The sequence below is a fragment of the Hyphomicrobium sp. genome (assembly GCF_035687085.1).
Classification (GTDB): Bacteria; Pseudomonadota; Alphaproteobacteria; order Rhizobiales; family Hyphomicrobiaceae; genus Hyphomicrobium_B.
Map to the genome: position 1 here is coordinate 274,277 of NZ_DASRYS010000017.1, position 25,948 is coordinate 300,224.

Annotated in this window: 20 protein-coding genes and 1 riboswitch; of the genes, 6 read left to right on the forward strand and 14 right to left on the reverse strand. The window is 61.3% G+C overall.

The annotated features are described in order from the left end of the window. Positions 1-2 precede the first annotated feature (2 nt). The 6 genes from VFG26_RS15845 to VFG26_RS15870 form a co-directional block, all read right to left on the reverse strand. Positions 3-650: an urea amidolyase associated protein UAAP2 gene (locus tag VFG26_RS15845; protein ID WP_325026996.1), complete on the reverse strand. Its 648-nt coding sequence runs from the start codon at positions 648-650 to the stop codon at positions 3-5. Further along, positions 647-1,381, reverse strand: a complete 735-nt coding sequence (locus tag VFG26_RS15850) for an urea amidolyase associated protein UAAP1 (RefSeq protein WP_325026997.1) — start codon at positions 1,379-1,381, stop codon at positions 647-649. Before VFG26_RS15850 ends, VFG26_RS15845 begins: the two co-directional genes overlap by 4 nt. 114 nt (positions 1,382-1,495) lie before the next feature. After that, positions 1,496-2,335 carry an ABC transporter ATP-binding protein gene (locus tag VFG26_RS15855; protein WP_325026998.1) on the reverse strand — a complete coding sequence of 280 codons (840 nt, stop codon included), beginning with the start codon at positions 2,333-2,335 and terminating at the stop codon, positions 1,496-1,498. Further along, positions 2,332-3,150, reverse strand: a complete 819-nt coding sequence (locus VFG26_RS15860; protein WP_325026999.1) for an ABC transporter permease — start codon at positions 3,148-3,150, stop codon at positions 2,332-2,334. The genes VFG26_RS15855 and VFG26_RS15860 overlap by 4 nt, the downstream gene beginning before the upstream one ends. Positions 3,151-3,190: 40 nt before the next feature. Then, a complete protein-coding gene (locus VFG26_RS15865; RefSeq protein ID WP_325027000.1) occupies positions 3,191-4,255 on the reverse strand; it encodes a putative urea ABC transporter substrate-binding protein in 1,065 nt (354 codons plus the stop codon). Between the two features lie 139 nt (positions 4,256-4,394). Further along, positions 4,395-4,501: riboswitch (guanidine-I (ykkC/yxkD leader) on the reverse strand. Positions 4,502-4,609: 108 nt separating this feature from the next. Continuing rightward, positions 4,610-5,218 carry a TetR/AcrR family transcriptional regulator gene (locus VFG26_RS15870; RefSeq protein WP_325027001.1) on the reverse strand — a complete coding sequence of 203 codons (609 nt, stop codon included), beginning with the start codon at positions 5,216-5,218 and terminating at the stop codon, positions 4,610-4,612. Between the two features lie 259 nt (positions 5,219-5,477). Between VFG26_RS15870 and VFG26_RS15875 the strand changes: the two genes are divergently transcribed. The 3 genes from VFG26_RS15875 (at position 5,478) to VFG26_RS15885 (ending at position 13,238) form a co-directional block, all read left to right on the forward strand. Continuing rightward, on the forward strand, positions 5,478-6,671 hold the full coding sequence (locus VFG26_RS15875; RefSeq protein WP_325027002.1) for an efflux RND transporter periplasmic adaptor subunit: 1,194 nt from the start codon (positions 5,478-5,480) through the stop codon (positions 6,669-6,671). Between the two features lie 15 nt (positions 6,672-6,686). Further along, positions 6,687-9,863: a multidrug efflux RND transporter permease subunit gene (locus VFG26_RS15880; protein WP_325027003.1), complete on the forward strand. Its 3,177-nt coding sequence runs from the start codon at positions 6,687-6,689 to the stop codon at positions 9,861-9,863. Positions 9,864-9,968: 105 nt separating this feature from the next. After that, positions 9,969-13,238, forward strand: a complete 3,270-nt coding sequence (locus VFG26_RS15885) for a tetratricopeptide repeat protein (protein ID WP_325027004.1) — start codon at positions 9,969-9,971, stop codon at positions 13,236-13,238. Between the two features lie 22 nt (positions 13,239-13,260). Here the strand turns inward: VFG26_RS15885 and VFG26_RS15890 are convergent, their stop codons facing one another. The 3 genes from VFG26_RS15890 to VFG26_RS15900 form a co-directional block, all read right to left on the reverse strand. Further along, entirely contained in the window at positions 13,261-14,430 is a 1,170-nt protein-coding gene (locus VFG26_RS15890) for an extensin family protein (protein WP_325027005.1), read from the reverse strand. A gap of 168 nt (positions 14,431-14,598) precedes the next feature. Further along, entirely contained in the window at positions 14,599-15,621 is a 1,023-nt protein-coding gene (locus VFG26_RS15895; protein WP_325027006.1) for a helix-turn-helix domain-containing protein, read from the reverse strand. A gap of 126 nt (positions 15,622-15,747) precedes the next feature. Beyond that, complete coding sequence (locus VFG26_RS15900; protein ID WP_325027007.1) at positions 15,748-16,206, reverse strand: MarR family transcriptional regulator; 459 nt, start codon at positions 16,204-16,206, stop codon at positions 15,748-15,750. 416 nt (positions 16,207-16,622) lie between these two features. Here VFG26_RS15900 and VFG26_RS15905 point away from each other — a divergent pair, with 416 nt between their 5' ends. Beyond that, positions 16,623-18,539, forward strand: a complete 1,917-nt coding sequence (locus tag VFG26_RS15905; RefSeq protein ID WP_325027008.1) for a hypothetical protein — start codon at positions 16,623-16,625, stop codon at positions 18,537-18,539. A 9-nt stretch (positions 18,540-18,548) separates the two neighbouring features. Here the strand turns inward: VFG26_RS15905 and VFG26_RS15910 are convergent, their stop codons facing one another. Beyond that, positions 18,549-19,250: an SDR family NAD(P)-dependent oxidoreductase gene (locus VFG26_RS15910; RefSeq protein ID WP_325027009.1), complete on the reverse strand. Its 702-nt coding sequence runs from the start codon at positions 19,248-19,250 to the stop codon at positions 18,549-18,551. Between the two features lie 200 nt (positions 19,251-19,450). Between VFG26_RS15910 and dusA the strand changes: the two genes are divergently transcribed. Beyond that, on the forward strand, positions 19,451-20,455 hold the full coding sequence (gene dusA, locus VFG26_RS15915; RefSeq protein ID WP_325027010.1) for a tRNA dihydrouridine(20/20a) synthase DusA: 1,005 nt from the start codon (positions 19,451-19,453) through the stop codon (positions 20,453-20,455). A 2-nt stretch (positions 20,456-20,457) separates the two neighbouring features. Then, the gene (locus tag VFG26_RS15920) at positions 20,458-21,285 is read left to right on the forward strand and encodes a sulfite exporter TauE/SafE family protein (protein WP_325027011.1); all 828 of its coding nucleotides are present in this window, start codon (positions 20,458-20,460) and stop codon (positions 21,283-21,285) included. A gap of 50 nt (positions 21,286-21,335) precedes the next feature. Here VFG26_RS15920 and VFG26_RS15925 read toward each other — a convergent pair whose 3' ends face one another. From VFG26_RS15925 to VFG26_RS15940, 4 genes are all read right to left on the reverse strand, one after another. After that, on the reverse strand, positions 21,336-22,841 hold the full coding sequence (locus VFG26_RS15925; RefSeq protein WP_325027012.1) for a phosphomannomutase/phosphoglucomutase: 1,506 nt from the start codon (positions 22,839-22,841) through the stop codon (positions 21,336-21,338). 125 nt (positions 22,842-22,966) lie between these two features. Beyond that, on the reverse strand, positions 22,967-23,542 hold the full coding sequence (locus tag VFG26_RS15930; protein ID WP_325027013.1) for a retropepsin-like aspartic protease family protein: 576 nt from the start codon (positions 23,540-23,542) through the stop codon (positions 22,967-22,969). A gap of 46 nt (positions 23,543-23,588) precedes the next feature. Then, positions 23,589-24,284: a retropepsin-like aspartic protease family protein gene (locus VFG26_RS15935; RefSeq protein ID WP_325027014.1), complete on the reverse strand. Its 696-nt coding sequence runs from the start codon at positions 24,282-24,284 to the stop codon at positions 23,589-23,591. Positions 24,285-24,305: 21 nt separating this feature from the next. Continuing rightward, positions 24,306-25,943 (reverse strand): HAMP domain-containing sensor histidine kinase, encoded by a 1,638-nt coding sequence (locus tag VFG26_RS15940; RefSeq protein ID WP_325027015.1) that lies wholly within the window; start codon positions 25,941-25,943, stop codon positions 24,306-24,308. Between the last annotated feature and the right edge of the window lie 5 nt (positions 25,944-25,948).

A 25,948-nucleotide genomic window follows, 5' to 3' on the forward strand; every position in this document is an offset into this window, starting at 1 on the left:
TGTCAGACCCCTTCGCCCCAGATGAGTGCCTCGATGGGCGTTGGGTTGTAAGCGTTGCAGGGATTGTTGAGCTGCGGGCAGTTCGAGATGAGCACGATGACGTTCATGTGCGCCGTCATCTCGACGTATTTACCGGGCGCCGACAGGCCATCCTCGAACGTCAATCCGCCATCAGGCGTCACCGGCACATTCATGAAGAAGTTGATGTTGTGCCCGATGTCGCGCTTCGAAAGCCCGTATTGCTCGTTCTCGGCGATCGCGAGCAGGTAGCTGTCGCGGCACGCGTGCATCGACTTCTTCTCGAGCGCGTAGCGAACCGTGTTGCTCTCGGTCGCGCACGCGCCGCCAAGCGTATCGTGGCGCCCGACCGTGTCGGCCGTGATCGTCAGCATCGGACGGCAGATATCGGACATCAGCACTGTGCCCGCAGTCAGATAGATGTTGCCCTGTTCACGGATCGTGTCGGAAGCCGAGTAGCGCTCGGCCGGATCGTCGGCATTGAAGAACAGCGTGTCAGCCGCCTGGTTGCCTTCAAGGTCGAGGAGGCGCAGCGTCTGGCCCTTCTGGACGACATGCATCCAATAGGTGCCGGCGGGAATGACATGGCGATAGATCGCGTCGGCCTCGCGGAGGGTGCTTTCCTTGATCATTGGTGGTGATCTCCACAGCAGCCGGCCAGGAAGATGCGGTTGTTTTCGAAACCGCGCGCATTCTCCGGCGCCGAAAGGCGGGCAGGGTCATCGAGCGCCGCGGGAGGTCCCTCCAGGATCTCGAACTGCGCGGGCTTCCTTGGATAGGTGTTGGCAAAATTGAGCGGGTGCGGGCACGTGTGAAAGAGAACGAGCGTGTCCATCTCGAACCGGAGTTCGACCTGCGCGCCGGCCTTCGCGGCGGACGTGTCGAGCGACATCGCCCCATCAGCGGCGACAGCCACCTTGCTGAACCAGTTGACGTTCGCGGCGAGGTCGCGGCGCGTCAGGCCATACTTCGCGCCTTCGACGAGAAAGCTGTCGTGGCCGTTCTGCTGCCAGTCGTTGCGGGCAGCCTGATAGCTCTTCTCGCCCCACTTGCGCGCGACGATCGCCTTTGTCGTATTGCCCGAAACCGTGTCGTGCCAGCCGAAGCTGTCCGACACGATCGAGCAGAAGATGCGGCCCATGTCGGAATAGAGACAATGGCCCGCCGTGAGTTTGAAGGTGTGCTGACACTTGAGCGTGTCGGGCGCGTTGTAGCGCTCGAGCAGGTTTTGCGGATTGTAGAACAGCATGCCGATATTCGCGCCGCCCTCGACGTCCGTCAGACGCAGCCGCGTATTGCGGCGCATGAGCAGCGACCAGTGCTTACCGCCTGGCAGCGTATCGCTGTAGATCAGGTTTTCCATTCTCCACTCCCCACGCGAGATGCGTCCCTGGCAGACGCGGCTTGCGCGTTAGTCCGGGCCGTCCCGGGTTCGTGAATACCCGCCGAGGGTCGTCCCTCGGGGTAAGCTCGTGGTTCAAGACTGCGGAGCTGCATGCCCGTTAGGCTTGTGAACTCCTGGGCTTCCGGCAACTTTCTTCGGCCACACCTCGATGTCCCTTGTGATCGTAGCGCCCTTTGAAAGTTCCTGAGCGCTAGAAGGCGGCGTTGGAATGTCGGCCGATAGTCTTGCGCCGTAACGCTCGAGCTCCTCCGGCCTGTTGCGGGGCCGCTCGAAAGCGATGACGCGCGTGCCGAGTTCGAAGGCTTCGCTGAGGTCGTGCGTGACCATCACGACCGTCAGGGACGATTCATTCCAGATGCGGCGCATGAGAACGTGGATCTCCGACCGAATGCCGGGATCGAGCGCGCCGAAAGGTTCATCCAGCAGCAGCACCTTCGGACGTCGCATCAACGCTTGCGCCAACGCGAGCCGCTGCTGCATGCCGCCCGAGAGCGCCGCCGGATATTTCGCCTCGTGCCCGGTGAGGCCCACAGCTGAGAGAAGCTCGCGCGCTTCTTCCTCGGCCTGCCGGCGCGCACGTCCAAACAGACGGCCGAATGCGCGCGACTTCTCGAACTCGCGGCCGATGACGACGTTGCCGAGGACAGTCAGATGCGGAAAGACGGAATAGCGCTGAAAGACGACGCCGCGGTCCGCATCGGGTTCGGGCTTGAGCGGAACACCATCCACGATGATCTTCCCGCGCGTCGGCCGCTCCTCGCCGAGCAGCATGCGCAAAAACGTGGTCTTCCCACATCCAGATGGGCCGACGAGGGCGACGAACGAGCGCTCGGCGATCTCGAGATTGATCTGCTCGAGGACGATGTGATCGCCGTACTCTTTCCAGACTTTGTCGAAGACGATGGCGCTCATGCGGTCCTCGCTTCGGCAAACCAGGGGAACGCCTTCCGCTGCAGCAGCCGCAGGCTGAGATCCATGAGGAAGGCGAGCAGCGTGATCCAAATGACGTAGGGCAGGATGACATCCATCGAAAGATAGCGGCGCACGAGGAAGATGCGGTAGCCGAGGCCAGAGTCCGCCGCGATCGCCTCGGCGGCAATGAGAAACAGCCACGCCGGACCGATCTCGAACCGTACGGAATCGATCAAGCGCGGTAGAATTTGAGGTAGCACGATCCTGAGCGCGATCTGTGGCGTCGACGCACCAAGCGTCTGCGCCTTGATGAGCTGTTCGCGCGGAATGTCCGTCACACGCAGCGCGATGTCCCGAATGAGCTTCAGCGATGTGCCGACCACGATGAGCGTGATCTTTGAGGCTTCGCCAAGGCCCATGACGATGAAGAGAATGGGAAGCAAGGCGAGCGGCGGCACCATCGATAAGACCGACACCACCGGCCCGAGCGTCGCGCCCATGACCGGCAGCAGTCCGACAACGATGCCGAGAACGAGAGCGATGGCTGTCGAAATCCCAAGCCCGATGATGAGACGCGTCAGGCTCGAGTAGGTATCCTGCCAGAGGAGATAATTCCCCGTGCGCGTGTCGGGCTTGAAGGCGTAGGCGTCGATGGCTTCACCCATCTTGGCGAACGAAGGAAGAAGCTTGTCGTTCGGGTTCTCGCTGAGCCGGATATCGGAAGCGATGATGTAGGTGAGGAGAAGCAGTGCAAATGGCAGGAGGGCGAGAGCAAGGCGCCAGGATCTTCCCGGGCGGTAGTTTATAGCGCGCATTCAATCGCCTTCCTTGAGAGCCTAGTAGAAACGTTGCCTGTTAGAGCTTACCGTCAGCCGCTTCTTTCATGTACGTGGCATCATAGCGAAACTTGACGTTTCCTTTGTCGCCGAAGACCGACTTGTCTGGAAACTCGACGCCAATCGCGCCTGCTGATTTCGCATCCTTGCCGAGAAGCGACTTGTCGAAGAGAAACTTCGAGACGCGTTCCGTCGTCGTCTTCAAATCCGGGCCAGTGGTGAACGCCACGGCTTCTTTGGGATCCGAGAAAAGCTTTGTCGTCGCGAGCTGCTCATCGAAGCCTTTGAGATCTGTACCCGAAGCTTTGGCCATCGCTTCTTTGGAAGCCGTGCCATCCTTCATCGTCGCCAGCGTTTCGTACCAAATGCCGGCAAGCGCCTTTGCGAACTTCGGATTGTCTTTGATCACATCGGTGTTGGCGACCATGAGATCGATGATCTCACCAGGGATCTGCGAGCTGTCGAACACCTTCTTCGCATCTGGAGATTCAAGGATCGTCGAGAGGATCGGCTTCCACGTCACCACAGAGGTAACGTCCGGGGTCTTGTAGGCAGCCGCCATATCGGCATCGGACGTATTGACGACCTTGAGGTCTTTCTCCGCCAGACCCACGGTTTCGAGAGCACGCGCGAGCAGGTAATGCGAAACCGAGAACTCGACGAGGTTGACGGTCTGGCCCTTGATGTCGGCGAGCTTGTCTTTGTCCTTTAGAACGATGGCATCGTTGCCATTGGAGAAGTCACCGACGATGATGGCCGTCGTGTCGACGCCGCCGGCTGCCGGGATGGAAAGGGCGTCCATGTTGGTCACGCTGACCGCGTCGAACGCGCCGGCCGTATATTGGTTGATCGATTCAACGTAATCGTTGAACTGCTTGACCTCGATGTTGATGCCGTACTTGTCCGCCCACTTTTTCACGATGCCGGAATCGGCGGCATAACCCCAGGGCATCCAGCCGACGTAGATCGACCAGCCGACTTTGAAGTCCTTCTTCTCGGCGGCTTGTGCAGACGACAGGGCGAACCCTGTCACAGCCGCAAGACCAATAGTGGCCTTCAGAATTTGCTTGACGGTAGAGCGCATCGCCAACCCCTGTCCCTTTGCTGACCACAGTATCGGCCGCAAGAGCTTCAAATCAGGAGCGGAGGACCTCGATTGAGCGCGTTAGGGGTGCGCGGAAGGAGGCCTGTCCGTTCGAGCGCCGAAGCATCTCGCGGTGTAGGTCTCCCGGGCTTTTATCCCGCCGTGGCTCCGCCGCGCGCCAACGCGAGGCGGGAGTGCCTCTCTCGGACCAGACGCTGCGAAGCCGGAACCCTAGAGGCGTTATGCATGATGCATTGCACGCGCCATGCCAAATGCTCTACGTGACAAATGGCGGGGCCTTTAGATCACCTGTGGACACCGCAGTGCCAGCTGCTTGTGCTGAACGCCTAGAACTCAGGCAGCCTTCGGCCGCGATGCGAGAAGCCCGCGCAGCATTCCGACGACGCGCAACGCCGGTCCTTTTCCGCCGCACTGAATGCTGATGCGCGCGCCTTCGAAAAGAAGAAAGACTTCATCGGCGAGAAGATCAGGGTCGCGATATTGAGCAGCGCGGAAGAGCCCCACGAGCCTGTCGTGCTTGCGCTGCTTATAGGCTTCGATGACGGCGCGAGCCGGATGAGTGGCCTCGAGTTCCACCGCCGCGTTCGCCAGCGCGCACCCGCGCTCTCTCTTGTTCGTCAAAACGTCTTCAACGAAGTCGACCCAGGCGGCGATTTGCCTTTGAGGGCAGTCGGTATTCTCGGCGAGAATGCGATCGAGGACTTCATCACCCTCGTTGGCAAGCTGCTGGGCGTAGGCCACGATCAGATCGTCCTTCGATCTGAAATGCCGGTACAGCGTCATTTTGTTTGTGGAAGCGGTCTCGGCGATCGCCTCGACGCCGACGGCGTGAATGCCATGCCGGTAGAAGAGGTCGCGTGCCGCGAGCAGAATTCGCTCTCGTGGCGTCCTGTCGATAGGCGCACCCTCTGCAACCGCTGCTAATCCAACCGCACTGCGCAAATGTTTCCCCCGCGCAGCGCCAATGCGCTCTTGACGAGAATGTTACCGATCGGTAGCACTAGTGTTACCGGTCGGTAAGGCTAACATGACTCTGTCAATCCTGTCATTCGGTACTTGCGGCTTCGATCCAGCAGCATAGATGGACCGGAGAATTGACGCGGTGAGCGGAATTATCATTCGCCGCGATTAAACGTTAGGGATTCGGCCGCGCACAGAGCGTCGATCCTCAATATTTTAAATTACGTCGGAGATAGAACCCGTGCTCGAACGGTCCGCCTCATACGCTGCTGTTTTGCTTGCTTTGTCGATGGGTCTCTCCGCATGCAGTGAGGAGAAGTCGGCGGCCCAATCGGCTGCGCCGCCCCCGCCGCAGGTGACGGTGGCGAAGCCGACGAAGAAAGTCGTTGCGGATTATGACGAGTACGTCGGCCGCTTTGTGGCGGTCGATTCGGTGGAAGTCCGAGCCCGGGTCTCGGGCTATCTCGAGAAGATCCACTTTACCGACGGTCAACTGGTCAAGGTCGGCGACCCGCTCTTTACGATTGACCGCCGTCCGTTTCAGGCGGCGCTTGACCAAGCGAACGCTTCGATCGCGCAGGCGGAAGCCAATGTCGCGTTCGCCCAGTCGGATCTTCAGCGCGGCGAAAGCCTCGTGCGCGGCACGACGATCACCCAGCAGTCGCTCGACCAGCGCCTCCAGGCCAAGCGCGTCGCAGAAGCTAATCTGACGGCGCAGCAGGCCGCATCGCGCCAGATGGCGCTCGATCTCAACTTCACAGAGCTGTCGGCCCCGATTGCCGGCCGCATCGGTGACCGGCGCGTTTCAGTCGGCAACCTTGTCACCGGCGGAACGGCCGGGAACACGACGCTGCTGGCAACGATCGTGTCGGTTGATCCGATCCGCTTCGAATTCACGATGGATGAGGCGTCCTACCTTCGCTACGTCAAGGCGGCCTCGTCATCTAAGGGGGCCCAGGGGACGGACCGCGGGCTCGGCATGTCAGCCCAGTTGAAGCTGATCGATGAAAAAGACTTTGCCCGCGAGGGCAAGATAGACTTCGTCGACAACGCGATCGACCAGTCGTCGGGCACGATCCGTGGCCGCGCCGAATTCAAGAATCCCGACGGCCGTTTGACGCCTGGCATGTTCGGCCGCATTCGGCTCGTGGCGTCTGAGCCAGCCGAAGCGCTTCTCGTTCCCGATACCGCCATCGGCACCGAGCAGGTGCGTAAGTTCGTCTATGCCATCGACGGCGACAATGTCGCAAAGCCAAAATACGTCACGCTTGGACCCGTGGTTGACGGCCTGCGTGTCATTACGGCGGGCCTTTCGCCCGATGACACAGTCGTCGTGAATGGCCTCATGCGCATACGTCCCGGCGCGAAGGTCACGCCGCAGCAGGAATCTGCGGACGCCGCCAACCCGAAGGACCAGACGGTCCGGACCAACTAAGAACGGCCCGTCACAATGCGCATCTCGCACTTCTTTATCGACCGACCGATCTTTGCGGCCGTCATCTCGATCGTATTCGTGATCGTCGGGCTCGTCTCCGTCACGCGCCTGCCGATCGCGCAGTATCCCGAGATCGCGCCGCCGGTGGTGAACGTCACCGGCCAGTATCCCGGTGCCAGCGCCGAGGTCGTGGCCGCGACCGTCGCGACACCGCTCGAGCAGCAGATCAACGGCGTCGAGCATATGCTCTACATTTCGTCGAACTCGACGAACGACGGCCGTTTCTCGATCTCGGTCACCTTCGACATCGGCACCAACCTTGATATCGCGCAGGTTCAGGTTCAGAACCGCGTGGCCATCGCCCAGCCGCGGCTGCCGGCGGACGTGCGCAATATCGGCGTGACAGTCGCGAAGGCATCGCCCGACCTCATGATGGTCGTGCACTTGCTTTCGCCCGACAACTCGCGCGACACGCTCTTCATTTCGAACTACGCGAGCGTCAACATCGTCGATGCGCTGACCCGCGTGCAGGGTGTCGGCTCGATCACGGTCTTCGGCGGCCGCGATTATTCGATGCGCGTCTGGCTTGATCCCGACCGCCTGCAGTCGCTCGCGCTGACGGCAAGCGACGTCGTGACCGCCCTGCAAGGGCAAAACGTCCAGGTCGCGGCTGGCGTGCTCAACCAGCCGCCCGTCGACCAGCCCGGCGCCTTCCAGGTGACGGTGCAGACCCAGGGCCGGCTGATAGATCCCGATCAATTTGGAAATATCGTCGTCAAGCAGACCGGCAATGCCGTCGTGCGCGTGAAGGACGTCGCGCGCGTTGAACTGGCCGCTCTCGATTATGGCGTCAACTCGTATCTCGATAAGCAGGCGGCCGTCGGTCTCGGCATCTTCCAGCTGCCGGGCTCAAATGCCATCGAGACCGCGGAGAACATCAAGAATGCCATGGCGGAGATGGCGAAAAGCTTCCCGCCCGGGCTTGAATACACGATCGTATACAACCCGACTGACTTCATTCAGGAGTCGGTGAACGCGGTCGTTCACACCATTCTTGAAGCCGTCGTTCTGGTGGTCATCGTCGTTCTGCTCTTCCTGCAGACATGGCGCGCAGCGATCATTCCGATCGTGGCGATTCCGATCTCGCTCATCGGCACGTTCTTCTTGATGTCGTTGTTCGGCTTCTCGCTGAACAACCTGTCGCTCTTCGGCCTTGTGCTCGCCATCGGCATCGTCGTCGACGATGCGATCGTCGTCGTCGAAAACGTCGAACGCAACATGGCCAACGGCCTCAGTCCCAGAGAGGCCTCCTACCGGACCATGGAGGAGGTGGGCACGGCGCTTATCGCTATCGCGCTCGTTCTGAGCGCGGTGTTCGTGCCGTCGGCGTTCATCACCGGCATCTCCGGCCAGTTCTATCGCCAGTTCGCGCTGACGATTGCCGGCGCGACGGTGATTTCGCTGATCGTCTCTCTGACTCTGTCGCCCGCGCTCTGCGCGCTCCTCTTGAAGCCGCATACGACGCACGCACGCCACAGCCCGATCACGTGGCCGATCCGCGCTTTCTTCAGACTGTTCAACTGGAGCTTCGACCACCTGTCCAACGGCTATGGCTGGCTGGCTGGACGTGCCGTCCGTTTCGCCGTGCTGATGCTGGTGGTCTATGCGGGCCTCATTGCGTTCGGATTGAACGAATTCCGCAAGACGCCGGTCGGCTTCATTCCGGAGCAGGACGGCGGCTACCTGATCACGGTCTCGCAGCTGCCTTCGGCATCGTCTCTGGCTCGCACCAACGAGGTCAACAAGCGCATCGTTGAGCTGGCGCTCACGGTTCCGGGCGTCGCCCACGCCGTCAATATCGTTGGCTTCTCCGGCGCCACGCGCGTCAACGCGTCGAACTCGGGCGCAGTGTTCGTCACGCTGAAGCCCTTCGAAGAGCGCGCCAAAGATCCCAACATGTCGGCGAAAGCTATCCAAGGCGCGCTGCTGCAGAAGTTTTCTCAGATCCAGGAAGCCATGGTTCTTGTCGTGGCGCCGCCGCCCGTACGCGGCCTCGGCAGCTCTGGCGGCTTCCGTATGATGGTTGAGGACCGGTCGGGCGCGGGCCCGGCAGCATTGCAGAATGCCGTCAACGCCATGATGGGCAAGGCAGCCCAGACCCAAGGCGTGCGGCAGGTCTTCTCGCTGTTCGAGACGTCGACGCCTCAGCTCTATCTCGACATCGATCGCGTCAAGGCGCAGATGCTCGGCATCCGAGTTCCTGACGTCTTCACGGCTCTGCAGACGTATCTCGGGTCGATCTACGTCAACGACTTCAACCTGCTCGGCCGCACGTTCCGCGTGACTGCGCAGTCCGACGCCGAGTACCGCCTGACGCCAAAAGATGCTCTGAAGATCCGCGTGCGAAATTCGAACGGCGACCCTGTCCCGCTCGGGTCGTTCACGACGGTGAGCGATATCTCGGGCCCCGCCCGCGTCCCCCGCTACAACCTCTATCCGGCCGCCGAACTCGATGGCTCGGCCGCACCCGGATTTTCGCAGGGCCAGGCGATCCAGATCATGGAGAAGATGGCGGCCGAAACGCTGCCTCCGGGCTTCAGCTACGAATGGACCGATCTCGCCTTCCAGCAAATCCGGGCCGGCGACACCGCGATCTTTGCATTCGCTCTGGGCGTGTTGTTCGTGTTCCTCGTTCTGGCCGCTCAGTTCGAGAGCCTGACGTTGCCCTTGGCGGTCATTCTGATCGTTCCGATGAGCCTCATCGCATCGATCAGCGGCGTCATTCTGCGCGGGATGGACAACAACATCCTGACTCAGGTGGGCTTCATCGTTCTCATCGGCCTTGCCGCGAAGAACGCCATTCTGATCGTCGAATTCGCTGAGCAACTCGAAGCTCAGGGCCGCACGCGATTCGAAGCTGCGACCGAAGCCGCGCGGCTCAGAATGCGGCCCATCATCATGACGTCGCTGGCGTTCATCCTGGGCGTTGTGCCGCTCGTCTGGGCCGTCGGGGCGGGTGCGGAACTCCGCCAAGCTCTCGGAACGGCGGTGTTTGCCGGCATGATCGGCGTCACCTTCTTCGGTCTGATCTTCACGCCGGTGTTCTACGTGGTCTGCCGCTGGCTTTCGGACTTGGGCCGCCGCAAATCGCCGGATACCTCACACGAGCCGCCGCTTCACGCAGCAGAATAGCCAAGCCGCAAGGCATTAGGCTCGCGCAAGCCTCGCACATGACGCCGGAGTCAAAAGTGACTCCGGCGTTTTTTGTGTGCGCAAAGCGAATCGGAACCTGCGGATATGACGAGAAGAGATCGGCGGCTAGCCGTCGCGCCCCGGAATGCACCTTCGCGGGCAGGCCATTTCGATGTCGCGCGCGAGTATCAGCAGGCCGTCGAACTTCTCAAGAATGGCCGCTGGGCGGAATCCGAGGCCGCCCATCAGCGCGTGCTCGAGCGCATTCCAGGCCACGCCCAGAGCCTGCACCATCTCGGGCTCATCGCGTACAAGCGAAAGGCAGCAGCAGACGCTATCCACTACATCCGCAAAAGCGTCGCGGCGAAACCGGATTACCATGAGGCCTGGCTCAACCTCGCGATCATTCTGGGCGAGACGAGGCGCTGTGATGAAGCAATCGCCGCCTGCCGCGAGTGTCTCGCACTGCAGCCGCGCCATGCGGAAGCCCATACCGTTCTCGGCAACCTTCTGACCGTCGCTGACCAGAACGCCGAGGCAATCACGGCGTATCTGAAGTCTCTTGAGCTGCAACCCAATCAGCCCTTGGTTCTCGCGCGACTTGGCTCCCTGTTGCTCAAAACCGGCGATAACGAAGGGGCAATTGCGCGCTGCCGGCAGGCGCTCGATCTCGATCCGGAACTGAAGGAGGCCCGCGTTCTCGATCGCCGCATCGCCGCGTCCGCTGGATCGCTCGCAACGCTCATGGAGGCCGTCGAAAAAGACGCGAAGACCGGCGATGAGCGCGCCGAGCGGCTGGACGAGATGGCGACATACTTGCGCCAAGAGCGGCGGCCCGACGACGCCATCGAACTTTGCCGTCGCGCTCTCGCGCTCAAGCCGGACAAAGCGGACTTTCACTTCAACCTAGCCCTGGCACTAGATGCTCGGGGGCGGATTGAAGAGGCCCTGGCGAGCTACCAGGCCGGCCTTGCGATTGATCCAGATCGCGAAGAAGCCTACGTCGGCGTCGGCGGATTGCTTCGCGCGATGAAGATGTACGCCGGCGCCATCCAAGCCTTCGAGCATGCCATCAAGCTCGATCCCGATTCCGCGCAAGCTCATTACAATCTGGCGGTGACGCTCAAATCGTTGGAGCGCTACGACGAGGCGGATCTAGCCTTCCAGAAATGTCTCCAATGCGCGCCCGAAGCGTACGTCAACCGCTTCGAATATCTGAACCTCCGGCATTTTCAGTGCGACTGGCCAGGTGTCGACGAGGAGGGGCAGAGGTGCCTTGAGAAATTCCGCACCAGACCCATGCACGTCGCGCCGTTTCAGCTTGTTTCGCTGTGGTCGACGCGCGCCGATCAGCTAAGGGCGGCGCAGGGCTACATCAAGCCGCTAGCAGTTCCCGCACACATGCGGTTCAAGACCTATCGCAACAGTTTAGGGGCCGGCCAGCGAATCCGGCTTGGCTTCCTCTCCTGCGATTATTTCGAGCACGCAACGGCCATGCTGTTCTGTGAGGTGCTCGAAAAGCTCGATCGAAACCGCTTCGAAACTTTTGGCTACTGCTTCAGTCCAGAAGACGGCAGCGACATGCGTCAGCGGATGCTAAGAGCGTTCGAGCATGTGCGCAGCATAGGTCCAATGACCCATCGCGATGCGGCCGCGACAATCAATGAGGATGCGATCGATATCCTCGTCGATCTCAAGGGGTATACCCGCGACGGACGTCCGGAAATTATGAGCTATCGGCCCGCGCCGATACAGGTCAATTACCTTGGCTATCCCGCGACCATGGGGGCGGACTTCATCGACTACATCGTGGCCGACGCGATCGTCACACCGATGGAGCACCAGCCGGACTATTCAGAAAAAATCGTCCAGCTCCCCAATTCCTATCAGCCCAATGACCGCCAACGGGAAATCTATAATGGACCCGTGACCCGCGCCGACTGTGGGCTGCCGGAAGACGCCTTCGTGTTCTGTTCCTTCAACAACAGCTACAAGCTCAATCCGACGATGTTCGACGTCTGGATGCACTTGCTGAGGAAGGTGCCGGGCTCGGTGCTGTGGCTGCTGGTGCCGAACGAGACCTGCGCCAACAATCTCAGGCGCGAGGCGGCATCGCGCGGTATCGATCCCGCACGGCTCGCGTTTGCCGGACGCATGCGCATCGACAAGCATCTCGCCCGCCACCGGCTTGCAGATCTCTTCCTAGATGCGCTTCCGTGTAACGCCCACACGACGGCGAGTGACGCGCTTTGGGCGGGCCTGCCGGTGCTGACGTGCCTTGGCGAAACGTTCTCGGGCCGCGTCGCAGGCAGTCTCTTGACGGCTTTGGGTGTGCCTGAGCTGATCACCACCGATCTCGACGCCTATACCGCTCTCGCGCTCGAACTCGCGCGCGACAGAGACAAGCTCAAACAGATCCGGGACAAGATCGCGTCTTTGCGAGACAGCGCGCCGCTGTTCGACACCGCGCGCTACACCCGCAACCTCGAAGCGGCATTTGCAAAGATGGTGGACATTATGCGATCCGGCGAAGCGCCGCGGGCTTTCACCATTGTCGAAAGCGACAACACCCGAGCCTCGGCACCGCCCCAAACAAAGGCCGAAGGCCCAAGAGCCATCTATCAATCCTGCCCGCTTTGCGAGAGCCGTGATCTCACTCACGCGCAGGAGGCACGGATCACCAATCATCCCTCCTACAACCTGATCCTTCCGACGATGCTGAAATGGTGCCGCTGTGCATCGTGCGCTCACGTCTTCACCGAAGGCTACCTGACGCCCGAAGGACAAGAGATCATCCATCCCGCGAGCAAAGCGGAGCAAAAGGTCGGTAAGGACGCCGAAAACCAGCGCAAGCTATCGGCCAAGATCGTCGCGCGGGTCGCCCGGCACATGCCGGACGGCGAATGGCTCGATATCGGCTTCGGCAACGCCTCGCTCATTTTCACGGCGGCCGAGTGGGGGTTCTCCCCCGTCGGTGTCGATGGAAATGCAGACCGCGTCGCGAAGCTGAAAAGGTTCGGCTACGAAGCGCACGTCGATTTGGAGACCCTCGCCGCCGAAGATCGCTTCAGCGTCGTCAGTTTGATCGACGTGGTGGATCGCACGCCGTATCCTGGAGCGTTGCTCGCGACCGTGAACAGGACGATGAAGCGTGGGGGCGTTCTCTTGGTATCGACGCTCAACCGCGACACCATCGTCTGGCGAGCGCTCGACGCGACCGGCACCAATCCATATTGGGCCGATCTCGAACGCTATCATCACTTCACGCGGGCCCGGCTTGCGCAGCTGCTCGATACTCACGGATTCCAATTCGCCGAGTACAGCATCGGCGACAATCACCGCAGTTCGATGGAGATCATCGCTGTGAAAAGGTGAGCGGCCTGCGTGAGCAGCCCTGCTACTCGCACAGCGCGCGCTTCGTCCGGCGCTCTTTCATGTCGAGATGGAAATGGTCGTGGTGCGCGGCATTCGCATCGGGGCCAAGAACTGTGCCGAAAATTCCGCAGGCGTCCTCGTGGGCTTGCCGGAGAAATGACGACATGGCCTTCTTCGCCGCGGCTTCCTTGTCAGCTTCCGCCGGTTTGGGCGCCTCGTCCTTCTTGCTCGCTAGATCGTTCGCGCCGAGCTTTGACGCGGCGACCTGAAACTTCCCATCCTTGCCCTCGACGTGCGCAAGCGTCTCGCTCGTCTTGGCAGCTTCCCGTTTCAACTGGGCTGCCGTTGGCCCCCATCCCTTTGAAACGCGGATGACCTTGCCGTCAGCGAGAACAAACCCGGTCACATCGAGCGCATCCATCAATGCGTGCTCGCTGAGCGGCGCGCGGGATAGGCCGTAGCGATTTCGGCATGAGTAGGATTCTCCGATGATGCGGACGATCGGGGAGCCGAAGTTCTGTTGCGCTGCTGGCTGCAGCTTTTCCGTGACCCAGGTCGCAAGGCCCGCGATCATCCGGCAATTGAGCGTGGCTGGAGGATCGAACTTCACCTTGCTTTCGCCGATACTTCGGAGTTCGCGCGGTGCCGGGTCTCCGCAAATGCCCTCGCGCGCAGGCGGAAGCGGCTCTGTGATTGCCGTAACATTCGAGAGGATCTGCGCGCACTCCGCCTTGGCCTCTGCGATTTCACTTTCTGTCCAGGCCTGCGCCGTTTGCTTCGAAGGGGGGAGCGGCTTGGCGTCAGGTGGCCGCGGCGTTATTGGCGGGACCGCCGGGTCCGTCGGCTGCGCGGGCGATGCTGGCGAAGGCGCCTCCACCGTAGGCAACGACGGAACGTTGCTCTCAGCGGTCCTCGCAGGCGGAGAGAGAACATCGGCCGGTGCCGGCGGATGATCGGCCTCCGCCGTTTGCTTGGGCCGAACTTCGCGCGCCGCGGGTACGGGCTCGGAGCGGGCAGGCAGTTCGGTTTCAGGGGGAGGGGACGTCACGCGCCCCGCGCGCATGATGTAGAAGCTGTTGGGTTCGAGCAGCGGAAGCAGCAGCAGTCCGACAAAAATGGCGCGCGTGAGAATAACGGACGTGCGAACAGCGAAGCTATCCGCCTTGGCCGCCACCTTCGATCGAAGGGCCATGGCTCGGGCCAACAATGCGTTCTGCGCGCTCAAACCGAACCCTACAAGATTGTGACCCTTCCGATGCGCCGGGCGCATCACCTCAATTTACGCGTTGAATTTGACCACAGATGGTCTTCAACCATGAAAAAGGGAGACGGGCCGCCCGCGGCCAATCTTCCATGGTCATCAGAGATTTGCTTCGGCTTTCGCCAACGCTAACATATTGGCCTTCTTGTAATCGCGCGGCGTCATCCCGGTCATGGCCTTAAAGAGGCGGCCAAAATGGGAAACATCTCCGAACCCCCAGGAATAAGCGATGTCGCTGATCTGGCGATGGGCCTGCGCAGGGTCCGCAAGGGCCTGCTGGCACTTGTCGATGCGGCGGCTGAACAGGAGCTTCTGCAACGATGTCTGCTCCGCATCGAGCAGCTGATTGGCGTAGCGAACCGAAATGCCAGCTGCAGCCGCCAGCTCCTCGCAGGTCACATTACAGTTCGTTAGGTTCGCATCGACGACGGACTTGAGCCGCAGCAGCGAGGCCAGGCGCGCCGATGAGTGAGAGAACGCTGTGCCCTCGACTTCTTTCACCGCCAGCGCGCACAGATCCAGGAATTGCCGCGCAATTTCGGCCTGCGCATTACTGCTGAGATAGGAAACTTGATCGGGGAGGAGTCGGCCGAACGCGGAGACCAGTGCGCCGGCGCCCTGAAGACCATCGATGCGCCGCGCCGTCCAGCGATTGATCTGGCCGAGACGCGCCTCTGCCTCGCGGAGCGGCAGCTCGACGACGAGGCATTGCGATTGCGGCGGCTGGATAAAGGTCGATGGTTTCCCGACGTCGACGAGACAGATGTCTCCCGGACCCAAATGGGCCTCGCGTCCGTCTTGACGAAGCTTGGCGTTGCCCGTGAGCGGCATCAGCACATGGAGGAAGTCGCTGAGAAGGTTCGCCTGCCGCTCGGTGCGCCATGCCCGCATGCCGTTGCAGCGAAAGACGCTGAGCGACATTCCCGGCAGCCTCAGGTAGCGCAGGTCGCCTTCGAAATTCGCTTTTTGATCCGGCCGGTTTTCGTAAGGGCCGAGGACGCGGCGGGTCGACTGGAACCAATACTGGAACCGGTCCCGCGGGTGCACATCAGATGTGTTGATGATGTACTCGGTGACATCGCCCGATGTGGATATCGCCGAGTCAATTGGCGTGCGTAACATACCCCTCTTCCCCTATCATTTTATTAAGATAGGAGGCAATGGCGACACGTCAATCGCTAAGGCCGAAAAGGCCGCCGGCATTCTACGAAAAAGCGGCGGCCTTTATATGGCGGTGGAACTTGGCTGTTAAGCCGACGCGCCTTCGTCGCCGACGTGAGCCGACAGAATGGTCCGCAGCGTCGAAACGAACTTGTTGGCTTCCGCAGCAGGAACCGAAGCGAGAAGCTTCTTTTCCACGCGCGAGTAGAGGCGGTCGGCGCCGGCTACGGCCTTCTGGCCGCGCTTTGAGAGGCGCACGCAGTAGGCGCGGCCATCGAGGGGAGAACGCTTGCGTTCCAGAAGGCCTTTGCGAAGAAGGCGGCTGACGATCCCAGCGACGGTCGAGCGGTCGATACCAGTGATCGCGACGAGATCCGTCTGGCTCAGGTTCTCCTGGCGCGAGATAGCGGTAAGGATCGCAAGCTGCCGCAGCGTGAGATCGTTATCGGCGCTTTCTGTCGAATACAGCTGAGCGGCGCACTGATCAACACGCCGTAGGAGGTGAATGACGGAGCGCTGGGGATTCGTAGACGGCGATTGACTCATTTGAAGTTCTTTTCCTTGGTTCGTAAGCGCGTGACTTGGTCCGCACGCAAATACTCAGTGATGGAAACAGCTTTCAGCAGCTGCCGTCTCTTCTCGTGCGGGGATGAAAGTCGGATGTGCGGGAGATAAGCACTTCATCGCGTCAAACACGCACAGGAACGGCACTGCTATCCTCCTGGCGAGACTAAGTTTTTGTACCATTTCGGGGCGATTTAAGCTGTCAGTGTACGGAGCATAGGAAGCCGCGCGGCCACACGAGCGGACATTCCGAAATCGTCCGGCTTTGCTCTAATGCGAGCACTGATGAATTGAGGCATCATCCCCGCGGCCGGCATGAGGAGGCCGGTCTCACCGCGCATCATCCGCTATTGCAGCGGCGCCCGGCGATCGAATGCGAAGATGAGGGGAGGGGGGCGTTGGCAACCATTATTGCAGTGCACGGTACATTTGCGGCCCCAACGGTTTCCGGTCCGGACGGGGGGCCTGCGCCTGAGCTGCAATGGTGGGAAAAGGACAGCGTCTTCGAAAGAGAGATTCGCGACCTCATCGACGCCCGGGACGGTGAACTACATTTCGTGCCTTTTTCTTGGGCCGGGGACAACAGCGAGACCCAGCGTCGTGAAGCAGGCGCACGCCTCACGAAGATCATGCACGAGCTCGAGGTCAAGAGCGAGCCCTACTGCATCATCGGCCATAGCCATGGCGGTTCCATTCTCTCCGATGCTCTCCTCGCGAGCGCCGCACGGAAGCGGCCGCTTGCGAACCTCAAACGCTGGATCACAGTCGGCACGCCGTTCCTCAAGCTTCGCAAAGAGCTTTGGCTTCTCACGAGACTGAGCCTGATGAACAAGGTCATTTTCGTCGCATCGATGATGCTGCTGCTGATGTTCGTGGTCTATGTGCTCGCCAGCCAGATCGGCAGCGAGCAGACCCTCTTCGGGAACACTTTCCCGCGCGTCTGGGTCGCGACAGGCGTGCTCGCCAGCCTGCCTGCTATCACGTTCTACATTGTGCTGCACTGGCTCGATAGCCGCAGCTTGCTCAGTTACCGGACGCGTGCGACGAGGCGCGCGAAGAACAACTTCGCGGCTCGCTGGCTGCCGCTCGCGCACCCCGACGACGAAGCCATCCAGGGACTGGCGCTGCTGCGCGACGCGCGGCTGGAGTTCTTCGACAAGTCGTTCGCGGTTTCATCGATCACGCTGCTGTCCGTTATCACGCTACCGCTCATATACTTCGCCATCCTGCTGTCACCTCCGGCCATGGTCGGGATAGCGCAATGGCTGAAGACTGAAATCTATGACGCGAATGCTTCGCCGGAAGCGGAATCAGCCCTGGCCGCGTTGCGAAGCCAGCTCATGCTCGCGCGCAAGGGGGATGGAGAAGCGGTAACAACGGAGAGCGGTGCGCCGGTGCAGCCGCCAACCGATCGCCGGGCGGCTTGGCGGCAGTACCGCGAGAAGCGCGAAGCCCTCGAAGTTCAATATCCCAATCTCAATGCCATCGAACGGGGCATGCGCTTCAAGCGGCGCTTCTTCGAACAGAAGGGCGCGCCGTGCGAAGGCGGTTCGCTATGTGGTGGCGGGCACGATCTTTCCATCAACAGCGGCCTGCTGCTTCATGTCGTGACCGACGAGCTGTCCTGGGCGCTCGGCGCCGCCGATTTGGAGGATCGGAGGAAACGTTGGTTCTGGTCGCTCTTTGTTCCAGCTATCATCGTGCCGGCAATACTCGGAGTTCTGGCGCTCCTTCTCATGGTCGTGATCCAGGCCTTCGCGACACTTATCAGCACGCTCGCAAGCAAATTCCTCAACGCCATCACCAATGCCGAGGTGAAGCGCGCCGCCTACGGCAACGATACGGAAGGCGAGATCGCGATCGGCGCACTGGACCGCCCGATGTGGCTCGAGAACTCGTTACCGCGTCTGCCGCTGCCATTGGCGAGCATCATTACAGACTACTCGAACGCAGCTGCGAGCCTGTCGATCGCCAAGTTCCGCCGCGCCATCGGCCAGATCCGGTTCGCCGTCCCCTCCCATTCGGCCGAGACGGCCATCAGCACCTACTTCACTTGGAAAGAGCTCGTCCACGCCGCTTATTTCGATGTGCCGGAATTCCGCAAGCTCATCGCCCAAGCCGTCAGCCGCTGCGAAGGCTTCGCGCCAAGCGCGCGCTTCATCGCCGATCAGGATTACAAACGAACGGCGGAATGGCTGGACGAGATCGAGAATGCCCCCCGCACGAGCGATGAACCCATAGACCGCGAGCCAACCCCGCAAGACGCAAAAGCCGTGGCAGCTGTGGTTGGCTCAACAGTCAAGGTAGCGCCGTAGCGATCAGGCTCACCAGCGAACGGTCTGTCCTTGATAGTTGAGGTACCGGACGCCGGGTTTTCCCGACTGCGCGGTGATGACATCGACCACGCGGGGAATACTCTCGTTGATTTCAAGCATCGCATGCGGCCCGCCCATGTCGGTGCGCACCCAGCCCGGCGCAATGATCAGTAACGCGCGCGCGTCCTTGCGATGCCGGGCGCCATAGCTGCGCATGAGGGTGTTGAGAGCCGCCTTGCTGGCGCGATAGACCTCCCACCCGCCATGCTCGTTGTCCGCCACACTGCCGAGGCCCGACGACATGACACCAATCGTTCCCGCCGGCGTCACGAGATCGTCGAACGCTTCGATGACGCGCATCGGGCTCAGCGCATTCGTGACCATCACGCGGACGAACTCATCCGTGGCGACGTTTCCAACCGTCTCGTCCGGATCATTGGCGATGCCCGCATTGACGAACAGCAGATCGAAAGTCCGGCCTGAGAGCCGCTGCCGCAAAGCCGCAACCTGTTCCGGTTCGGCGATATCGACCGTCTCGATGTCGAGGTGCCCGCCGCCGACTTTCTCCTGCAAGTCGTGGAGCCCCGTCCGGCCAGAGCCGCGAACGGTCGCGACGACATCCCATCCGCGCGACAGGTACTCAGCCGCGAGACCAAGGCCGAGCCCTCGCGACGCGCCGACGATCAGGGCTGTGGGTCGTCCGCTGGCCATCTGTGGTCCTCCAGGAATACGGTGCTCGGCCGGTCGTTGTGCAAGGAGTATGGGCGGGGGGCATTCGAGCGGCAAGGGCGCCTCAGGCTAAGCGCTCATAACGCATTGCGCACCTCGGCAACTGGCCCTATTTCGAAGGCTAGCTAAGCACATTTCGCGATATCCCCGGCAAGCTTTTGATAGCCTGAAAGCAGGACCGTTTGCAATTTCAAGCACATAGATTTTCCATTGCCCCCATGATGGACTGGACTGACAGGCACTGCCGCGTCTTCCACCGTGGGCTGACGAAACGTGCACTGCTTTATACAGAAATGGTCACGGCCGATGCCGTGATCCACGGCGACCGCCAGCGCCTGCTTGGCTTTTCCGAGGTCGAGCACCCGGTCGCTCTGCAACTTGGCGGCTCGGACCCGGCAAAGCTCGCTGAGGCTTCGGCCATCGGCGCCGAGTTCGGCTATGACGAAATCAATTTGAACGTGGGCTGCCCATCGGACCGTGTGCAAGAGGGCCGCTTCGGGGCGTGCCTGATGGCGGAACCCGAACTGGTCGCTGCCTGCGTCGCAGCCATGCGCAAAAGCCAGCCGAAGCCCGTCACCGTGAAATGCCGCATCGGCATCGACGAGCAGGACGCCGAAGCCGACCTGCAACGCTTCATCGAAACCGTGGCGTCGACTGGCGTCACGACGTTCGTCGTGCACGCGCGCAAGGCCTGGCTCAAGGGCCTGTCGCCGAAAGAGAACCGCGAGGTTCCCCCGCTCGACTATCAGCGCGTGTATCGTCTGAAGGCGAAGCATCCTGAGCTGACGATCGTCATCAACGGCGGCATCGAGAACCTGGATGAGGCCTGCCGCCACCTCGAACACGTGGATGGCGTGATGCTCGGCCGTGCAGCCTATCAGCACCCCTACATTCTTGCAGACGTTGACCAGAGAATTTTTGAAGAGAAGCAATCCGGGCCGACGCGCGCAGATGCGCTGTCCGCCATGCTTCCGTACGCCGAGGCGCACATCGCCAAGGGCGGGCGCCTGTCGAACATCACGCGCCATGTTCTGGGGCTCTATCACGGCCAGCCGCGCGGCCGCGCCTTCCGCCGCCTGTTGAGCGAGCGCGCCACGAACGCCGCCGCGACGTCCGCAGTACTTGAAGACGCAATCGCTCTCGCCGAGCACGGCTACGGACGCCAGGATCAACCGGACGCGGCGTAGGTATGATCTCAACCCTATCTACGGAACATCTGCTGGCCTTGGGCGCGCTGCTCGCGTGCGGTGGCCTTCTCGCAGGCTTTCTGTCTGGGCTGCTTGGGATCGGCGGCGGCGGTATCCTCGTGCCAATCCTTTATGAGGTCTTCGGCGTAGCCGGCGTTCCCGAAGACGTCCGGATGCACGTGACGCTCGGGACGACACTCGCCGTCGTCGCGCCAACCGTGTTTCGATCTTTTTCCGCATTTCGCGCCCGTTCGACCGTCGATATGGATGCGGTCAAGCGCATGGCGCCCTGGGTTGTCGCCGGCGTGATCGTGGGCATCGTCATCGCGTATTACGCCACGAGCGAAGTGCTGCGCTGGATTTGGATCGTCTTCGGCTCGGCGCTCGCCGTGAAAATGTATCTCGGCCGCGATGACTGGAAGATCGCTGAAAAGCTTCCGCCTCCACCCAAGCTCGAGGCGGCCGCAGGCTTCATCGGCATCGTCTCGACACTGATGGGCATCGGCGGCGCAACGTTCACGATTCCGCTCTTCACGCTCTACGGAATGCCGTTGCTGCGCGCCGTCGGCACGGCAACTGGCATCGGTAGCATTCTCGCGGTGCCGGGCATCGCGGGCTACATCATATCTGGGTGGGGCGAGGCCGGGCTGCCGCCGTTATCGCTCGGCTACGTCAATCTCGGCGCACTCGTCATTGCCCCGATCGCGATATTCGCGGCACCGCTGGGCGTCCGCGTTGCGCACGGCGTTTCCAAACGCACGCTCGAGCTCGCGTTCGCCGTCTTCCTCACGACCGTCGTCGGTCGCTTTCTCTGGACGCTGCTGACGTAATATAAAGCGCCGGCGACTCCGCTCCGCGGAGCCGGCCGCCGGCGCAAAACTCAAACCGCGATCTTCTGATTGTACTCGCCGACTTCCGGGAAGCGCGCGAGCTGCTGGTCGATGTCCTTGAAAATCGCCTTCATGTTCGCTTCCGACACCGGGCTTTCCACCACGACGACAAGCTCCGGCTTGTTCGACGAGGCGCGAACCAATCCCCACGTTCCGTCCTCGAGCATCACGCGCACGCCGTTGACCGTGATGAGATCGCGGATCGCTTGACCGGCGACGGTTGCGCCGCTTTCCTGCTGGCGCTTGTAGTGCTCGGTGATGCGATCGACGACGTTGTACTTCTTTTCGTCGTCGCAATGGGGCGACATTGTCGGCGAGCCGTAGGTCTTGGGCAGCGAATCGCGAAGGTCCGCAACCGTCTTGCCGGGATTGCGATCGAGCATGTCGCAAACCGCAATCGCCGAAACGATCCCGTCGTCATAGCCACGGCCCAGCGGCTCGTTGAAGAAGAAGTGGCCCGACTTTTCGAAACCGACGAGCGTCTTGTTCTCGAAATTGTAGCGCTTGATGTAGCTGTGGCCGGTTTTCCAGTAGCTCGTCGTTGCACCATTGCCGAGCAGTACCGGATCCGTCGAGAAGAGGCCCGTCGACTTCACGTCGACCACGAATTTCGCGTTCGGATAGATCGAAGAAATATCGCGCGCCAGCATAACGCCGACCTTGTCGGCGAAGATCTCGTGCCCATCGTTGGCGACGACACCGCAGCGATCGCCGTCGCCGTCGAAGGCAAGACCGACATCAGCACCCGTTTCCAGAACCTTCGCCGACACCGCATGAAGCATCTTCATGTCTTCAGGGTTCGGGTTGTGGTTCGGGAAGGTGTAGTCGAGGTCCGTATTGAGCGGCACGACTTCGCAACCGAGCGCTTCGAGAACTTTCGGCGCGAAAGCGCCAGCCGTGCCGTTGCCGCAAGCAGCGACGACCTTCAGGCGGCGCGTGAACTTGGGACGGTTGGTCAGCGCCTTGATGTAGCGCTCTTCGAGATCCGGAACGAAAATGTATCGGCCGCCGGATTGCTCCTCATAGTCGCCGTTGAGCACAATGGATTTCAATTCGCTCATGTCGTCGGGCCCGAACGTCAACGGCCGCGACAAGCCCATCTTGATGCCGGTCCAGCCGTTATCGTTGTGGCTCGCCGTCACCATCGCGACGCCTTCGACGTCGAGTTCGAACTGCGCGAAGTAGGCCATCGGCGAAAGCGCAAGCCCGATGTCGTGAACTTCGCAGCCACCGGCGAGAAGGCCAGTCATCAGCGCCTGCTTCACGGCGGCGGAGTAGGATCGATAATCGTGACCAACGACAAGACGCTTGGGAACTCCGCGCCGGGCGAAAAGCGTTGCCATGCCGAGGCCGACGGCATTGAGGCCCATGAGATTGATTCCTTGAGGGTAGAGCCAACGCGCATCGTATTCGCGGAAGCCCGTCGGCTTCACGAGCGGCAAGCGCTCAAAGTCGGCGGTATTCGGCTTCAGGTCGGCGCGTGGCTTTGGCAACATATGCCTCTCCTCGAACGTTATTCATTCATTCGGGGAACCTAACGCGCTGATACCAGGGCGAGGTTCCGGGGTGCGCTCTATCAGCAGTGTTATGGGCGAAAAAGTGGAACGGCGGGAAAGAACTGTTACTCTTGCAGAACGAGGCTGCCAGCGCGCATTTCGACACGGGAAAGCCGCCCGAGAAAAGACATTCCAAGCAGCGTCCGCTCGGACGCGCCGCGTTCCGATACAACACCGGCCACGTTCCGCAGAGTGATATCGCCGATGCTGATGCGCGGGATTGTGACAGGCGCCACCCGGGCGATGCCGTTCGCCGTTTGCGCCGTGTGCGTGAAGTCCGATGGACCGACTGAAATTCCAGCGCGCCGTGCGTCCTCATAAGTCAGCGCGACGAGCGAGGCTCCGGTATCCACCATCACCGCGATGTGGCGTCCATTGATGTCTGCTTCAGTGTGAAAATGCCCGTAGTCGCCGGCAGGAAGCGTGACGCTCCCGGCTTGCCGTGACTGGTCCTCTTCGGCTTCAGGTGAGGGGCCATTGCTTTGGCTCAACGCTTGCTGCTGTGAAAAGCCGGACGTCGCCTTGGCGCGCTCCACAAAGTCGACGAGCACGCCCGGATGCGTCAGCGTATACGCGAGGCCCGCGGCACCCACGGCCGCAAGCGCGAACGATCCGAACAGACTGACGCTCGCCGATGCCATTCGGAACGTCCTTTTCCTCAGAGGCCGTGCAAACTGAATCGGCGTCCTATCGCCGAAGCGTCGCGAAATTTCCGCTCACTTGGTATGACGCCAAACGTCTTAAAAAACTTGTACCGAGCAAGTTTTCGTTAAGAGTTCCAGGACGCGCCACCATGGCTTCGACGTCGTCGATCACCAACGGTCCAACGCGCACGGACTTCAGGCGCACGGGCGCCAGATAAGTTGTGCCGTTCGCCGTCTTGAGAGGCGTATCGAAATCGAGATGACTGACATCGATGCCGGCCCGTTCCGCGTCCGATTGCCGGAGTACGACCGTCGCTGAGCCTGTGTCGATGCGCACCGTCATCGCCTGGCCGTTGATCTCGGAGTTGGCGAGAAAAGTACCATCGTCATTTCGCCGGATCCGCACCGACGCCGGTAGATCGCGGCGGATCTGGGCTTCAGCATCAAGGCTCGCCTTCGCCTCCGGGAGAAAATCGGCAAGCATGAACGGCGTGCCTTTGTTGAAAGCGCCCGCAACCAGGATCGCCCCGGAGATGCATGCCGCGAGCGTCGGCCACAACGCCAGCCGCCGTTCGCCCCGGTGGTTGAGCAGCGTTGCGAAATAGAGCGCGACCAGAATGGCGATCACCGCCGCAGCGACAGGCAGATCCGGAACGTCATCGAGCTTCAGGCCACCGAACATCGTCGCGGCCAGCAGCGCGCCAAGCCCGAGAATAATAGTGAGAAGAAACGCGAGCATCAGACCCCGAAAGACGAGCGATTATCGGACATCGCCAACAATTTTGTAGGCGGCAATGTTTTCCGGTGAGAATGGCGAAACAGGACGCATGCGCGGCTGACGCGCCGGACGCGGCGCAGGATCGCGGTGACGTTCCTGGCCAAGCGGCTGCAACGGCGCAATCGAATGCAGCACGCGCTGCGGCGGCAGCGTAATCGTCACTTCCGTACCCTTCCGCAATTCAGACTGCAGATCGAACGTGCCGCCATGCAGCTGGATCAGGTTCTGCACGATGGGAAGGCCGAGACCAGTGCCGCCTTCGGCAGTCTCATGCGCGAGCGATCCCTGTCCGAATGCCTGCAGAACGCGCGGGATTTCGTCCTTCGGAATGCCGGGGCCTGTGTCCGCAATCGTCATGAACTGACCGCCGTCCTGCGTATGGCCGACGATCATCGTGATGCGGCCGCCTTTGGGCGTGAACTTCAACGCATTGGAGAGCAGGTTGAGACAGATCTGGCGCAGCGCGCGCGGATCGGCCCAGACGTGCGGCAGATCAGGCGCGAAATCTTCAACGAACGTCAGCGCCTTCGCATCCGCCTTGATCTTTACGAGCCGCTGGCAATCCTCAGCGATGTCCGTCAGCCGCATCGTCTCTTCGTTCAGATCGTAGCGGCCCGCCTCGATGCGCGAGAGGTCGAGAATTTCATTGATGATGCAGAGCAGGTGGTCGCCGCTCTGATAGATGTTGCGCGCGTAATCGCGATAGATGTCGCTGCCGATGGGCCCCAGCAGCTCCTTCTCCATCACTTCGGAAAAGCCCATGATGGCGTTGAGCGGCGTGCGCAGTTCATGGCTCATCGTGGCGAGGAAGCGCGACTTGGCTTTATTTGCAGCTTCTGCGCGGCGGCGCGCTTCATCCGAAATCGCGCTCGCCTCTTCCAGCTCCGAGATCAGGCTGTCTTTCTCCGCGCGGAATTCCACCATCGCAAGCGCGGTCGAATGCAGGCCGCGCGCGAGATAGACGAAGAACACGTGAATGCCGACCGCCATGGACGCCAGCGCGAAGTAGAAGGGATCGCCGAGCGTGAAGAGCCGTCCCGCGACCGCCATCGTCATCGGCACCGTGCCGGCGAGGAAGAGCCGCGGCAGCGTGGAAGCAAACGTCATGCGGATCGCGAGCACCACCATCAGCGTCGCGAAAATGAAGACGTGCGAGGAGAAGGTCGCAGGCGAGACCGCCTGGGGATTGTTGATCGAGATGCCGATCAGAGCGAAGGCTGCCAGAGCACAGCCGTTGGCAAGCTCGATCCGGCTGAAATGGCGCCGCCACTGCCCGACGTTGACCTCCGTCCGCGGAATGGACAGCAGCCGCCGGCATTGGTCGAGCATGTAGACGCGGGTGATCGACACGATGGCGATCCAGGTCGTCGCTTCGATGAACGACGCCCAGAACATCGATGTGATGTAGAAGATGAAGCACAACGCCGGCATCGCGAACGGCGCGCTCGTCTCGTTGCGCGCAAACATCGTGAGCAGCTCGTATTCGAACTCCGGCTTATGGACGGTGCCGTGCGTCAGCCTCTCCCGGAATGATTTGAGCTCATCCCCGGAACGGCCTCGTCGCGCCGGACGCGCTGGCTGTTCAGCTCCCGGCTCGACGCTGTAGGCGTTGTCGTCCATACCGC

Coding starts and splice junctions, on each gene's coding strand:
- VFG26_RS15845 (WP_325026996.1), bottom strand. CDS start 650: ATGATCAAGGAAAGCACCCTCCGCGAGGCCGACGCGATCTATCGCCAT.
- VFG26_RS15850 (WP_325026997.1), bottom strand. CDS start 1,381: ATGGAAAACCTGATCTACAGCGATACGCTGCCAGGCGGTAAGCACTGG.
- VFG26_RS15855 (WP_325026998.1), bottom strand. CDS start 2,335: ATGAGCGCCATCGTCTTCGACAAAGTCTGGAAAGAGTACGGCGATCAC.
- VFG26_RS15860 (WP_325026999.1), bottom strand. CDS start 3,150: ATGCGCGCTATAAACTACCGCCCGGGAAGATCCTGGCGCCTTGCTCTC.
- VFG26_RS15865 (WP_325027000.1), bottom strand. CDS start 4,255: ATGCGCTCTACCGTCAAGCAAATTCTGAAGGCCACTATTGGTCTTGCG.
- VFG26_RS15880 (WP_325027003.1), top strand. CDS start 6,687: ATGCGCATCTCGCACTTCTTTATCGACCGACCGATCTTTGCGGCCGTC.
- VFG26_RS15885 (WP_325027004.1), top strand. CDS start 9,969: ATGACGAGAAGAGATCGGCGGCTAGCCGTCGCGCCCCGGAATGCACCT.
- VFG26_RS15890 (WP_325027005.1), bottom strand. CDS start 14,430: ATGGCCCTTCGATCGAAGGTGGCGGCCAAGGCGGATAGCTTCGCTGTT.
- VFG26_RS15895 (WP_325027006.1), bottom strand. CDS start 15,621: ATGTTACGCACGCCAATTGACTCGGCGATATCCACATCGGGCGATGTC.
- VFG26_RS15900 (WP_325027007.1), bottom strand. CDS start 16,206: ATGAGTCAATCGCCGTCTACGAATCCCCAGCGCTCCGTCATTCACCTC.
- VFG26_RS15910 (WP_325027009.1), bottom strand. CDS start 19,250: ATGGCCAGCGGACGACCCACAGCCCTGATCGTCGGCGCGTCGCGAGGG.
- VFG26_RS15920 (WP_325027011.1), top strand. CDS start 20,458: ATGATCTCAACCCTATCTACGGAACATCTGCTGGCCTTGGGCGCGCTG.
- VFG26_RS15925 (WP_325027012.1), bottom strand. CDS start 22,841: ATGTTGCCAAAGCCACGCGCCGACCTGAAGCCGAATACCGCCGACTTT.
- VFG26_RS15930 (WP_325027013.1), bottom strand. CDS start 23,542: ATGGCATCGGCGAGCGTCAGTCTGTTCGGATCGTTCGCGCTTGCGGCC.
- VFG26_RS15935 (WP_325027014.1), bottom strand. CDS start 24,284: ATGCTCGCGTTTCTTCTCACTATTATTCTCGGGCTTGGCGCGCTGCTG.
- VFG26_RS15940 (WP_325027015.1), bottom strand. CDS start 25,943: ATGGACGACAACGCCTACAGCGTCGAGCCGGGAGCTGAACAGCCAGCG.